The sequence below is a fragment of the Streptomyces sp. 3N207 genome, from assembly GCF_052246355.1.
Classification (GTDB): Bacteria; Actinomycetota; Actinomycetes; order Streptomycetales; family Streptomycetaceae; genus Streptomyces.
In genome coordinates this window covers 1-12,672 of sequence record NZ_JBQQBV010000048.1, presented here as the reverse complement: position 1 = coordinate 12,672, position 12,672 = coordinate 1, and the positions used below count along the sequence as shown (strand labels likewise).

At 66.9% G+C, this 12,672-nt stretch carries 6 protein-coding genes and 5 pseudogenes; 5 read left to right on the top strand and 6 right to left on the bottom strand.

What is annotated here, in order from left to right:
- The first annotated feature begins 124 nt into the window (after nt 1-124).
- A pseudogene (locus ACTWP9_RS36310) lies at nt 125-834 on the top strand (transposase family protein).
- 433 nt (nt 835-1,267) lie between these two features.
- On the opposite strand, the gene ACTWP9_RS36305 reads toward ACTWP9_RS36310, so the two are convergent.
- The 3 genes and pseudogenes from ACTWP9_RS36305 to ACTWP9_RS36295 all read right to left on the bottom strand — a co-directional run bounded on the left by ACTWP9_RS36305 (nt 1,268) and on the right by ACTWP9_RS36295 (nt 5,016).
- Nucleotides 1,268-1,714: a transposase gene (locus ACTWP9_RS36305; protein ID WP_443250589.1), complete on the bottom strand. Its 447-nt coding sequence runs from the start codon at nt 1,712-1,714 to the stop codon at nt 1,268-1,270.
- Between the two features lie 533 nt (nt 1,715-2,247).
- A pseudogene (locus ACTWP9_RS36300) lies at nt 2,248-2,683 on the bottom strand (transposase); the annotation flags it as partial.
- A 137-nt stretch (nt 2,684-2,820) separates the two neighbouring features.
- On the bottom strand, nt 2,821-5,016 hold the full coding sequence (locus tag ACTWP9_RS36295; RefSeq protein WP_443250588.1) for an SUKH-4 family immunity protein: 2,196 nt from the start codon (nt 5,014-5,016) through the stop codon (nt 2,821-2,823).
- 403 nt (nt 5,017-5,419) lie between these two features.
- Between ACTWP9_RS36295 and ACTWP9_RS36290 the strand changes: the two genes are divergently transcribed.
- Nucleotides 5,420-5,755 carry a helix-turn-helix domain-containing protein gene (locus ACTWP9_RS36290; protein WP_443250587.1) on the top strand — a complete coding sequence of 112 codons (336 nt, stop codon included), beginning with the start codon at nt 5,420-5,422 and terminating at the stop codon, nt 5,753-5,755.
- An 11-nt stretch (nt 5,756-5,766) separates the two neighbouring features.
- Entirely contained in the window at nt 5,767-6,777 is a 1,011-nt protein-coding gene (locus ACTWP9_RS36285; protein WP_443250586.1) for a WD40 repeat domain-containing protein, read from the top strand.
- 71 nt (nt 6,778-6,848) lie between these two features.
- Here the strand turns inward: ACTWP9_RS36285 and ACTWP9_RS36280 are convergent.
- Nucleotides 6,849-7,016, bottom strand: a pseudogene (locus ACTWP9_RS36280) (IS5/IS1182 family transposase); the annotation flags it as partial.
- Nucleotides 7,017-7,706: 690 nt separating this feature from the next.
- Here ACTWP9_RS36280 and ACTWP9_RS36275 point away from each other — a divergent pair.
- Nucleotides 7,707-8,462, top strand: coding sequence for a transposase family protein (locus tag ACTWP9_RS36275; RefSeq protein WP_443250585.1), 756 nt, complete (start codon nt 7,707-7,709; stop codon nt 8,460-8,462).
- A 136-nt stretch (nt 8,463-8,598) separates the two neighbouring features.
- On the opposite strand, the gene ACTWP9_RS36270 is transcribed toward ACTWP9_RS36275, so the two are convergent.
- Complete coding sequence (locus ACTWP9_RS36270) at nt 8,599-11,274, bottom strand: hypothetical protein (RefSeq protein WP_443250584.1); 2,676 nt, start codon at nt 11,272-11,274, stop codon at nt 8,599-8,601.
- A gap of 293 nt (nt 11,275-11,567) precedes the next feature.
- Nucleotides 11,568-12,420 (bottom strand): annotated as a pseudogene (locus ACTWP9_RS36265) (IS5 family transposase).
- Between the two features lie 102 nt (nt 12,421-12,522).
- Here ACTWP9_RS36265 and ACTWP9_RS36260 point away from each other — a divergent pair.
- Nucleotides 12,523-12,672: pseudogene (locus ACTWP9_RS36260) on the top strand (IS701 family transposase); the annotation flags it as partial.

Sequence of the window (12,672 nt, the reverse complement as noted above, 5' to 3'; positions counted from 1 at the left end):
CCCTTCCCCCCCCCCCCACCACAACTAAGCGTGTTGCACAAGGTCGTGAACTGGGCATCTCCGTTGTGGGGCTGGGGCGTTGAGGGCCGAGCGAGTATGGGTGGAGACGTTCACCGGGCTGCGCATGGATCAGTTCGGGCGGCTGCTGAAGGCGGTCGGTGACCGGGGCGGCAACGGGACTCTGCGGGGCCGGCCGTGGGGTCTTCCGCTGGCCGAACGGGTCCTGGTGGCCGTGTACTACCGCACGAACCTGACCATGCGCCAGCTCGGGCCGCTGTTCGGGGTCTCCTCCTCGGCCGTGTGCCGGGTGCTCCAGCGGCTGGGTCCGCTGCTCGCGCTGGAACCCGTCTCCCGTCCGGAAGATGCGGCCGACCGGTTGTGGATCGTGGACGGCACCCTGGTCCCGGTACGCGACCGGAACGTCGGCTCCTCGTCACGCAACGACCGGTTCTCGGCGAACGTGCAGGTCATCGTGGACGCCGACACCCGCCTGATGATCGCGGCGGCCCGGCCGGTGCCGGGCACCACCGCGGACGCGCACGCCTGGCGGGCCTCCGGCCCTGGCCGCGCACTGCCAGGGCGTGACCGTCCTCGGCGACGCGCCTACCTCAGCTGCGGCATGGTCACCCCGCACCGCAAATGCCCCCACCAGCCATTGCTGCCGGGCGAGGAGGACGACAACGCCGCCCACCGCAAGGTCCCGCCCGGGTGGAGTATGTGATCGGCCGGATGAAGAACTACAAGATCCTCCGCGACTGCCGACAACACGGCGACGGCCTCCACCACGCCGTCCAGGCCGCCGCCCACATGCACAACCTCGCCCTCGCATCATGACCAGAGGACTGTCTCCACGGGCCTGACCTGCCCGAACCCGGCCTTGTACAACACGCTTTAGGGAGCAACCCCTCACATTCCGAGCCCTGGCCTCCACGGTTGGCTTTGTTCACGAGAACCGACAGGACGCGTACACGAGTTTGGGCAGCACTCGAAGCTCTGCAGAAATCGAAGGGGTCATGACCCATCTTCACGCGCTGGTAGTGCCCGAGGTAGCCCTCGTTGCGGAGTTCCTCGTGCAGGACCATCGCGTTGTGTTCTCCCTCGTCCCAGCGCTGTTGCAGGTAATCGTGGTAGGGGTCCAGGGCGGAGGGCTTGCGGGGCGGGCGCCGCGTCAGCTCCTGCCAGGTGGCGGCGCGGGCATACTTGCGCACCGTGCGGCGGTCCAAGCCGAGTTCCCATGCCACGGTGCTGCAGCTGCGGCCGGTGTCGGTCAGCGCGTGCACGGCCTCGAACAGCCTCCTGGTATGCTGTCCAGCTGGTGTCTCCGCCGCGGCGTCCCCGGCGGTCTCCTCGTTCGGTGCCGGATCGGCCTCTTCGGCGGGAGGGCCGCTGGCAGGCATGCCCGGTGGGCGGCGGCAATATCCTGGACCCGGCGGGACAGGCCCTGCCACAGGTGAAAGCGGTCACTGACCTGCAGGGTCGTGGGCGCTCCGTCGGTGATGCCCTGCCGGTAGGTCAGCGAGCCGTCACGGCAAACGCTCTCGACACCGGGATGCTCACGGAGCCAGCGGCTGAGCTGTTCGGCGTCCCGCCCTTCCCACGGCGTGAGCGGGAGCCGGGTGGTGGCGTCGACCAGAAGGGTCCCGTAGGTGTCGCCGTACAGCGCGAAATCGTCCACACCCAGCACCCGGGGTGTACGAAGGGACGGCAGCGGCATCCGCATCAGCTGCGACAAGATGGTGCACCGCGAGACCGTGACGTTCAGGACCCGCAGCATCCTGCCCCCGCCCCGCCAGCAGCACTCCCACCGCCTCGACCAGTCGCTGGAGGAGGGGCGTGCGCCGCTGATAGCGCACGGTCAGCCCCGGCACCTGCTCGGCGAACGTCACCTTTCCGCACCCGGGTTTCTCGCAGTACAGACGGCGCACGCTCAGCTCGATCAGTACCGGACGGCCACCCAGCGACGCATCGGCGAGTCGTCTGACGTAGCGGCTGTGACGCCACCCGCTCAACGTCCGCAGCCCGTGCAAGCTGCACGAACACGCGACGGCGTACGCGCACGGACAACCACCGCAGGTCCGGAATCGTCGACCGACGAGACCATCACACCCGTCAAGCGCGGTAATAGGCAAGGTAGTTCAACTGAGCACGCTCACAGACTGCCCGCTACGCGGACCGGTCGACCATGGAAACCACCGGGATGATCTCCGGCTGCGAAAGTCTTGCCAAAGCCGGCAAAGCCCGTACGCCGACAACAGCGTCGGTGATGTTGGAGATGGTCTGTGGAGACCTCGGCGCCGTATACCTCCGCCAGATGGGCCGCGATCTTGCCGTGGGTGAGTCCCTTCGCCGGGAGTGAGAGCACCATCTCGTCGACGCCGGTCAGGCGCCGATGCCGCTTCTTGGCGATCTGCGGCTCGAACGACCCTTCGCGGTCCCTCGGTACGTCGATGCCGACCGGGCCGACATCCGTCAGGACGGTCTTGGATCGCTTGCCGTTACGGGGTTGCCCCGTTCTTCCCTGCCATGTCGTGCTTGTATCCGAGGTGATCGGTCATCTCACCGTCGAGCGCGGCCTCCGCAGCCGCTTCGTCAGCTGCTGCAGCAGCCCGCCCTCGCCGGTCAACTGCAGCCCGTCGGCCTGGGCCCGGGACACGAGTTCCTCGATGAACTTCTCGTCCGCCACTGCTGACGACCCCGCAGGCACCGTCCCGGTCTCCCCGGCTATGTTCTCGCTGGTCACAGGCGCCAAACCTCCATGATCGGAGTTACACCGTTCGATCTGCAGGCTCTCTTGTCGCCCGCCTCTCCGACTGATCGACGTCACTCGTTGTGGAGTACGTACGACCAGGCGGGTTGCTCACTGCCCGTCTCGTCGACTTCGGCCAGCGCTCCCAGGACCCAATAGGTGAGCTGCCCACGCTCGGAATCGGCCGGAGGCAGGACGCTCCGCGTACGCAGCCCGGTGACCCACAACGCGACCATGGTGAGGAAATCTTCGAGGCTGTGCGCGGCGGGAAGGCCGGCGAGGGGGTCCTGGCCCGGCTTCGTGGGAACGCGCAGGATGTGTCCGGTGGGCCCGTCGATGACGAGCTTGCCGCCCATCCACATACCGATCTGGAAGAAGGGCCCGCTTTCGAGGACAGGATCGACTCCTTCGGGCCAGGAGGGCAGTTCGTCCAGAGTTCCCATGTCCCAGCCGCCGTACGGGAAGATCCCCATGGCCCCTTCGTTCACGTAGGGCAGACCGAAATCGAGGAGCAGTTCGCGCGTCGCCGCATGGGTGAGTCGATCCGGAAGGTCCTCGTCCGGGATGGGGCACAGCAGGTTCTCGCCGAAGAGGGGGATGACGTCCTCGTGACTCGGTGCTGGCGCGTCGATCGGACTGCACGGGCCCCCGTCCGTGTAGTCCCCGCTCAGGGGGCGTAGCCGGGCGCCCAAGCCGGAGATGTCCACGCCGTCCGCGGGACTGATGGCGATCAGCCCCAAGTCGCCTGCGAAGACGACGACTTCACCCACGGTCAGCGGCACACAGGGGAGCATGAAAGCGCGCTGGTCGCGTCGGGGGGACGACGCAGCGAACAGATCTCGCACGCGTGCGGGCGCGGCGGCGTCGCTCCCGGGTGACGCGGGCCAGGTGAGGTCCGCGCGATGCTCCTGCGGAATCTCGTCGTGTTCCCAAGGGTCCGCGACACGGTCTCCAGTCTCCGCGCCCCAGATCGAGACGTACAGCTCCTGTTCCTCGAGCACCGTCCGCTGCTGCAGACCGGCGATGGCGGGTCGACCCTGCCAGCGCACCTCCGTCAGGGCAGCGAATCTCCCAGCCTGCAGAAAGCGCGTGTGATAGCCACCCGGCGGCCGCCACCGTGCCCACTTGGCCCGCCAGGGCAGTGCCACACCAGAGGCGGCAACCGCTGACGCGAACTCGAGATCGTCGCGTGAAAGCGCCATCAAGTGCAGCCACGAAGCCCACTCCGTCTGATGCCGCGGTGTGACTCCCCAGCCCCACAGATGAATCGCGTCGGCGGCGGCCGTGTTTCCGGGGATGAGGTACGTGATGCTTCGTGCCGCGTCCATGAGCGCCGTTTGCGGCAGATTGGCGATGACACGTCCGTCCCGAAGAACTTCGTAGTACGTTCCCGCCTGTACGGCGTGCATGGCGAGCCCAGTAGCCGCGTACAGGCCGACGGCACCGCACTTGGCCCACCCCTCGGGGTGGCGAAAACCCGGAGCCGAGCGCATCAGCCAAGCAACCAAATGCCTACTGACGTGGGAGAGTTCGGCAGATTCGATCTCCCGGCGCAAGGTCTCGGCCAAACCCTCGTCGACAAAGGAAACCCCGAGAGGTCCGAGCCGGAGAATTCCGGAGCCTTCCCTCGCGAATGCAGCGAGTGCGTCTTCGGATGCCGCTTCACCGGTCAGCGCGGTGACAAGTTGGGCCCAGACAGGGACGGGTACGAAGCGGGGCTCGGCCAGTGCCAACGCCCGCACGGCAACGGACTCTGATACCGCCGGCAGAGACTCGACGGCCGCCGCGGACAGCCGAAACACCGCCCTGGGATCAACGCGGGCCGGCAACAACTCGGGAACCACATGGACCACCATGGCCAACTTGCCACGCGCCAGCCACGGAAGGGTCCGGGTCACCAACCGCTCGGGCTCGTACGACCGCCGTGTCGGCCCGGCACGATGGACGTTGACGACCAGTAGCAACCGCTCCTCGGGCCACGAGCCGAGCGCGAAACGCCAGTCGCCCCGTTTGTCCGCGGACAGATCGACTCCGAGCGCCGTGAGGGCCTGCTGCATGACCTGCTCGGCGGTGAGACCGGTGGCGTCGACGACAGCACTGCCGGGCACGTGCTCGTGTATCTCCCGCATGACGGCCGAGGCGTCATGGCCGTCCGGAGGGACAAGAAAGGCAACTTGGCCGCCGAGCCCGCCCTCACGCCACCATGCGCCGACGCGACCGGCGACCTCTTCCTCGGGGATTCCGGGGGGATCGGTGGTTGGCTCGGGCATGGTCCTCCTCGTTGCGCGATGACTCCTCGACCTTACGCATGGCCGCGTGCGAATGGCCCAGGTTATTGCTGTGGCATGACCCGGGCCGGCTCGCACCACCCCCTCTCTCGATCGCGGCCGGGATGCCCGTTGCACCCACGGTCTCCGCGAAATCGCCGGAGATCTCCACGCGTCGAGTCCCTGATGTTCGGCACCTACAACAATTCCTCACCGAAATCGCCCAGCTCATCGCCGGAATCGACGGCCTGCTCCAGCAGGCGACCGGAGCCCTCGTCGTCCGCGAGCGCTCCCTGGGCAAGCCGCTCACCGGGATCGCCACGGCTCTCGACCGCTCCGAGGACAGGCTGCGCAAGAAGTACCCGCCCCAGGCATCGACCACCAGCTCGCCACCCGCAAACGGCCGTTGCGCGCCACCAAGCCGGTCAGGAAGAGCGCTGCCTCCTTCTTCCAGCCGGAGTGGCGCCAGCCGCACCAGCGTGTGGCCGCGGCCCTCACTCTGATGGTGAACGAGAGCAACATCTCCCAGCGGCACATCGCCGCGCTCCTGCGGGTCGACCCGTCTTACGTCTCCCGGATGCTCTCGGGCGAGCGCGAAGCCTCCTGGCCGCACGTCAAGGCGATCTGCGACGCGTGCCGGGGTGACGCCGCTATCATGCAGCAAGTTGGCAGGATCAGTGGCCGTCAAGGGGGCGGCCTTCTCCCGGTCCTCAGCCACATGGGTGTCAGACCTCCCTCCTAAGCTCTGGGCCCGTGACAGCACTTGTTCTCTCCAGCGAGGCCCCCCACTGGGTCGACGACTTCGACCTCGTCAGCGTCGACGGCCGGCTTCTCCTGTGCTCCGACGGGTACCTCTGGGACCCGTCCACGGACCAATGGACGGAGTACCAGGTGAAGCAGCCGTACCACCCCGACGACGCTTACGGCGACACCGAGGACGACTTCGGCTACCGGCTCTACACCCTCTGCACGGCCGTCGTGGACGGCCGGATCGTGGTCGGCGGGGGAAACTACGAGGAGCCGTTCGCGCAGTGGGATCTGGCCAGCGGCGCGGTGCGCAGGCACGCCAGGCCGGAGGACGGCGGGACGGGAAAGACGATGACCGTGTGGCTGGACGGCCGGCCGTTCTTCGTCAGTTGCGGCGCCCTGACGTACCTGTGGAACGTGGAGCGTCCGGACACCGAGCCGGTTGAGCTCTACGGGGACCGGGACACCGTCGCAGGGCTCACGGCGGGAACGCTGCACGGCCGGTCCGTTCTGGTCTTCGGCGACTGCGGGGACGACCGCGTGGTGGTGTGGGACCTCGACGCCCGAGAGGTCACCCGGGAGATCGCTTGCCCCCTCCCCGTGGCGGACGTCGGTCTGGCGACGGTGGACGGTCGTACCCGAGTGGTGGTAGCTGGCGAGAAACGGGTGATCCTGGGGGACCTCGACACCGGGGCGTGGGAGTGGGAAGGGCCGATCGACGAGGACCCGTTCGACTTCGATGAGGAAGACGAGGACGAGGAAGACGAAAAGGAAAACTCGATTTCCTGCCTGGATGTGGGCCTCGTGGCTGGCCGTCCGGTCGCGGTGACCGGTTCGGAGGACGGTCGGGTGTGCGTGTGGTCGCTGGAAGAGCGGCGTCTCCTCCAGGGGCCGCTCACTCCCGAGCACGACGGCGAGGTCAACGCCATCCGTATCGCTGAGCTGGACGGTCGCACGGTTGCCATCACCGCGGGTCAGGACAACCGGGTGTGCGTGTGGGACCTCGAGCGGGTCTGACCTCGAGCCCAACGGCTCCCATCGTGGCCCACGGGGCTCGGTTCGCCTTACCGGCACCGCCGGGGCCAGCCCCACGGCGCGTCGCCGCTCAGTGCGATCGGCAGCAGGGTGCCGTCCAGGATGATGAGTGCCTTGGTGGAGGCGGTCTTCATCGCCTCCGCGAGAATCGAGGCCAGAGTTGACAAGACCTCGATGGCTTCGGTGATGTACCGGTAGGCCGTGATAGTGCCCACGCCGAACCAGACGCGACGGACACCCCCTACACCCAACTACCGTGCCACTCCAGTCAGGTTGAAAAGGGCACGCTGTTGTTTCGGTCTACGTCACATGTCCCGTTCCGGCTGCGACGGCCGCCAAGGGCAGATCCGGTCATCCGCGTGATCCGAGGTCAGGTTGGGGCTCCTAGCGTTGCAGCAGGTCCTGAGCCCAGCGCCGGGCAGTCGTTCAAGCTGTCTTGCCGGCCGTGTTCCCGATACCGAGATATGTGTGAGGGGATTTGAACACGATCACGCTTCGGAGACCCGACGGCAACTGTCGTCCGCACCGGGGTTCAGGCTGACGTGCTGTTCATCAACGTGGCGATCGGTTCCGGCTCAGTGCCACTGCATGGCGCATCGAATGCGATGGGCCCTGAGCCGTCGCCTCGGGACTTCGCTCTGCACGAGTGTCACCCCGGCCCAGAACGTCTAGCGAGCTCGTGCATGGTTGGCGGTGAGGCGTCGGGTTCCTGATCGTTGATCATGGTTGTGTGGTGGGGAACGCGTCTTGTGCAGCGATCATCAGCGACCGGAGGATCACGGGCCTGTCGGCTGACGTGATCGCTGAACTCGTTGGCCGGGTTGGGCCCGTTGTGGCAGGAGAGGCACCAGGCCAGGCTTGCGTCCAGACCCCGGAAGCGCGCCCTGGGTGCCGGTGCAAAGCATCGGCTGGTGTTCGTCGACCGGCTCCTGGCCACCCTCGTTCATCTCCGCCACGGGGTCACGCACGACGTGCTGGCCTGCTGGTTCGACGTGGACCGCTCCACCATCACCCGCGCAATCGGCGAGGTACGACCGCTGCTCGCCGAGCGAGGATGCACTGTGGGCCCTGGCCTTCGGCTGCGGACTCTGGCCGAGGTCGTCGACCATCTGGGTGCCGGCGGGAAGACCGGGATCGTCGACGGCACCGAGATCCGGGTCCGGCGGCCGGCCGCCGGACGCAAGGACCGGGACAAGTTCATCTCCGGCAAGAGCAAGCAGAATGCCGTCAAGGCCATGGTGCTCACCGACGCGGACGGCCGGATGCTGTTCTGCAGCCCGACCAGGCCCGGAAGCTGCGCGGACATCACCCACGCCCGCCGGTTAGGGCTGGTCAAGCTCCTGGACGACGGTCCCCCGGTAGAGATCCTCGCCGATGCCGGCTACCAGGGTCTGGGTGCGCAGACGGGCGGGCGGGTGGTGACACCACCGCATCGCAAGATCAAGAAGAACACCCCGGACTGGTACGAGGAGATGTACGAGCGGCAGCGCAAGGCGCATTCTTCACGGCGTATCTGGGTCGAGCACGGCATCGCCCATCTGAAGAACTGGCGGGCACTCGCCCGCCACCTCGGTCGCCGCGAGCACATGAGTCAGACCATCCAGGCCATCCCCGGACTGCTGTCCCATCAGCAGACCGCGGACCTGACGTCGGCACGGCAGACGTGAACATCGAGTCCCGCCGCCATCCTCGACGCCTCACCGCCAACCATGCACGAGCTCGTAAGACGTCATCTCATTTGGCGAGTCTGCGGTAACCAGCCAAATGGGATGACTTCGCCGAGGGTGCGGCCAACGGACAGGCCTACAGAGGCTCGCCCATGCGGATATTCTCGGAGATGTAGCGGAAGTAGGGATCGGTCTCGGACTTCCGGGGCCGCGTCTTGACACCGGGGGGGAACCCTCCGACCGACTCGTCCAGTCTCCCAGCCCACCAGCCTTCGACGAGGCTCGCCTGCGCCTCCAGCCCGAAGGTGCGCCACGGCGGTCCGGGCGGACCGTACAGGTAGCTGGCGTCGCCGCTCATCTTGTCGAGCGCGGCCTTCCAGAAGTACTCGCTCTTGAACGACTTGTGGGCGATCTGCCAGGCGTGGGTGAGCTCGTGCATCAGCAGCTGGCCCGGCACCGGATAGCCCTTCGGCGGGTCGACCGAGGTCAGCGGGGAGTCGAACGCCACACCCAGATTGACCAGGATGGTGCCGTCGGCGGAGGGGGTCACGAACGCCTGGCCGTTCTGGCCGGAGAGGTTCGTGAGCCTGATCTTGTCCCACGGCAGGGTGTCTTCGAAGAGCTCCCGTGCCATCGCCTCCTCCGCCGCGTTGAGCCGGCGGTGCCTGATGAGCGTCTCTCCGATCAGCACGCCACCTACGAAGGCCGGGACAATCATAGTGGGGCCGAGGAGGAACGCGGCGCCGCCGGCCGCCATGACACCGCACAGACCTCCCGGTCCGATGATCGAGGTATCGGCGACGTCGCCGATCTCGCTGCCGACAAGAACCAGAGCCGCCAGGCTCTGGCCCCCGGGCCCGAAGGGGAGGAGCAGCGACTGGACGACCGCGAATTCCAGCACGTCGCCCGCCAGCTCCGCGGCCTCGCCCAGAAATCCCGTCATTTCGGAGCTTCGGCTTACCACGATGGAGCCCGAGCGCATGTCCTGCCACATATCGGCGATGACCTGCCTGCTCGCGTCCTCGTCCCAGTCGAACTGACGTGGGCCGGCTGTGTCCCACCCGTAAACCCGCCCCGATATCTGGTGGATGAGCGCGATGACGCCGCTGCTTGACCGTAGTACGGCGCGGACGGTGAATTTGTACGAGAATAGTCCTGTGGCCCGCATGTGGCCCCTGAACCGTGCCGACCCGTCACTGTGGATCTCGAACTCGACCTCTCCGCCCAGCGGAACACCCGCCGGTGTGATCACCGGTTCGGTGAACGTTCTCGACTCGGGCCGTTGGAGGATGGTCAGCTCAGACACGTCAGTCCCGCGATGCTGGCCGTTGTTCGAGTTCCACTCGATGCCCAGGGGCAGCCCAGTTACGAGACGGGCATTGTCCTGGATATCGATGCGGACTACACGCTGCACCTCGGTGTCGGTGGGGTCCAAAGTCATCGTTGCCGACTCCACGCTCACGCCGGGTGGCAGCGGTCCGGGAGTCAGCCGGATCTCCTTGAAGCCTCCGCCGGAGTGGGCGGCGACCGTCAGCAGGCCGAACGATCCCGTGGGGACGCTGATACTGGTGGGGCTCACCAGGACTTCCGTCCTGCTCGGGATGACCGTGACCTTCACGTCCATGGAGGTGGTGATGGCATCGCTCACGCCTCCGGCGCTGAACAGCGCCACCAGGTGGGCGGTCCCCAGCGGCCCCAAGGGCGCGGTGGGAGAGACCGAGAGCGGCAGCCATGCTCTGACCGTCTCCTCGGGCCCGAACACCAGAGGGGCCGGCGGCGGCACGGTCAGGTGGTTGTTCCCACCCTCGAGCTTGAACATCACGTAACCCGCGGCGCCGAGCCCCGAGGACACTGTCAGGTCGAGTGCCGTACTTCCGCCCTGGGCCACGGTGAACGTGTCCTGATCCAGTCTGACCGACACGCTCTGGACGATCGCCGTGACGGAGACCTCGACCGGCTTCCACGGCGGGGCGATCACTGCCAAGACCGCTCTCTCGACGCCGCCGCCGTTCTCCGGGGCCCGGCAGGGGATATCCACCCTGACCTGCTTTCCGGCCGCCACGCGCACCGGTTTTGTGCCTGCGGCATGAGCGAGTTCCGCGTTGTGGCTGTACCCGTTCGCCTTGACCAGCTCCAGCTCCTCCTCGCTCATGCCGTCGAGCAGCCCGCGCTCGAGAGCCTCGCGGTATGTGAGGTTCTCCATTCCCCACACGGAGATCTCCGACGACTGGATCGTCGGCCCACCGCCGATGAGGCAGGCGCGCACTTCCGCGCCGGAAGGAGCGCTGTCGATGGTGAAGATCATGTCTCTCGACTGGCCCGGGTCCATCCATGCGCTCAGCTGCCCGGCCGAGACGTGCGGTTGCATGCCACCGCCTTGGCCGACCGCAAAGTAGAGAGGCAGCTCGATAGGTGCCGAACCCGACAGGCCAGCAACGAGACGTCCCGTCCACCATTTCGGGGATCCATCCCAGGGGACATCGGAACACAAGAGTTCGATGTCGACGTCCTGGTGAGGTTCCACAGACACGGACTGCGAACCACTGCCTCTGACGACCACCCTGGTGTCCAGGGCGGAATGGTGAGCGGGATCGTTCCGTTCGTCCTCGGGCAGTCCTTGGATCTCCTCAGCAGTCAGGGGGCGCCAATACATCTCGGAGACGACGATGTCCCCCACCACGACGAACGGATCGACCCCTTCAACGTGGAGCCTTACGCTTCCGGAGGGAGGTTCGACCAGCCGGACCCACTGGCGGGTAGTTGAATCAGGCATCACCCGTGTGCAGATCACGTTCGGACTGAATTCAGCCATCACCACTCCTTGGCCGATCACCCACCTACCATCTCAGTCTGCTCTGTACGCGGCACCGTGTCCTCCTGACCAGGTCGGCGCTACCGGCACGTGCAGCGGGGCCGCCTTCACCTGGCGCCACTCATGCTCTGGCTCCGCAAAGACCATCATGATCACGTTTCGGAGAGGCACTACAGCGCGATCAGGGCTTGTCACTCTTTCCGCCGTTGTGGTCTGCCGAGGCACGCCAGGACCTCTCCGCGACGAGTCGCCGCGCGGTGCCGATGACGGAGCTGCTCGGCGTGGCTCGGGACTCATGCCGACAGCTCAATGGGGCTGATCCGGGCCTCCTTGGCGCCGTGTGAACCGGTCGGCCGGTCCAGCCGGCGGTAGCAGATCAGGGCGGCGGCGATGCCGGCGAAGGCCAGGAAGTGTTCCGCTTTGCGCTCGTGGCGACGGTGCAGGCGGCGGCATCCAGCGAGCCACGCCACCGTCCGTTCCACAGTTCAACGGTGTCGGCCCAGCCGCTGCGAGGACTCGATACCTTTGCGCGCGATGCGCGGGGTGATGTTCCGGGCGCGGAGCCACCTGCGCAGGTGGTCGTAGTCGTAGCCCTTGTCACCGTGGAGCTTGGCGGGTCGTCGCCGACGGGGTCCGCGCCTGGACCGGATCGGCGGGATACCCCGCACCAGAGGCTCCAGGCCCTGACTGTCGTGGGTGTTCGCGGCAGAGATGCCGACGGACAGGGGCAGACCGGTCCACTCGGTGATCAAATGGATCTTTGATCCTTTCTTGCCGCGATCTACGGGATTCGGACCCGGGAGGTCCCCCCTTCGCCGCCCGCATGTTGACCGAGTCGATCGCGCACCGCGACCAGTCCAGGGCGCCTTGGGCGCCGAGTTCGTCCAGGACCAGGCGGTGGAGCTTGCCCCACACCCTGGCCCGGCTCCACTCGGTGAAGCGCCGGTGCGCGGTCGGTCGGGAAGGACCGAAACCCGGCGGCAGCTGCCGCCACGTGCAGCCCGTCGTGGCCACGAACACAATGGCCGCAAGTACCTGCCGATCCCCATACCTGCGTCGGCCGCCACCTTGAGGTCTCACCGGGGCGGCCGGAACCGCCCGCTGGAACAGCTCCCACAACCCATCCGGCACCAGACGCTCCACCATGGCCATCACGGCCGCCAGCCTAGTGATCAAGCCAGTTGAGATGACCCCTAATACTGCAACGACACTCCGTGACGGAGTGTGCTTGTTGTCGTTGATCATCTCGTGCTTGAAGAGATAACTGACGGTTGGTCAGGCGCATTTGATGACTTCGTGGCGCGGTTCGCGGGCCGGTTCGGGCGGGTGGAGCCCCGTCGGCGGATGGTGTCCTACCTGCGGGGACTGCTCAGCGAGACGGAGCGGAAGAACGGCTGG

Coding starts and splice junctions, on each gene's coding strand:
- ACTWP9_RS36305 (WP_443250589.1), bottom strand. CDS start 1,714: ATGCCGCTGCCGTCCCTTCGTACACCCCGGGTGCTGGGTGTGGACGAT.
- ACTWP9_RS36295 (WP_443250588.1), bottom strand. CDS start 5,016: ATGCCCGAGCCAACCACCGATCCCCCCGGAATCCCCGAGGAAGAGGTC.
- ACTWP9_RS36270 (WP_443250584.1), bottom strand. CDS start 11,274: ATGGCTGAATTCAGTCCGAACGTGATCTGCACACGGGTGATGCCTGAT.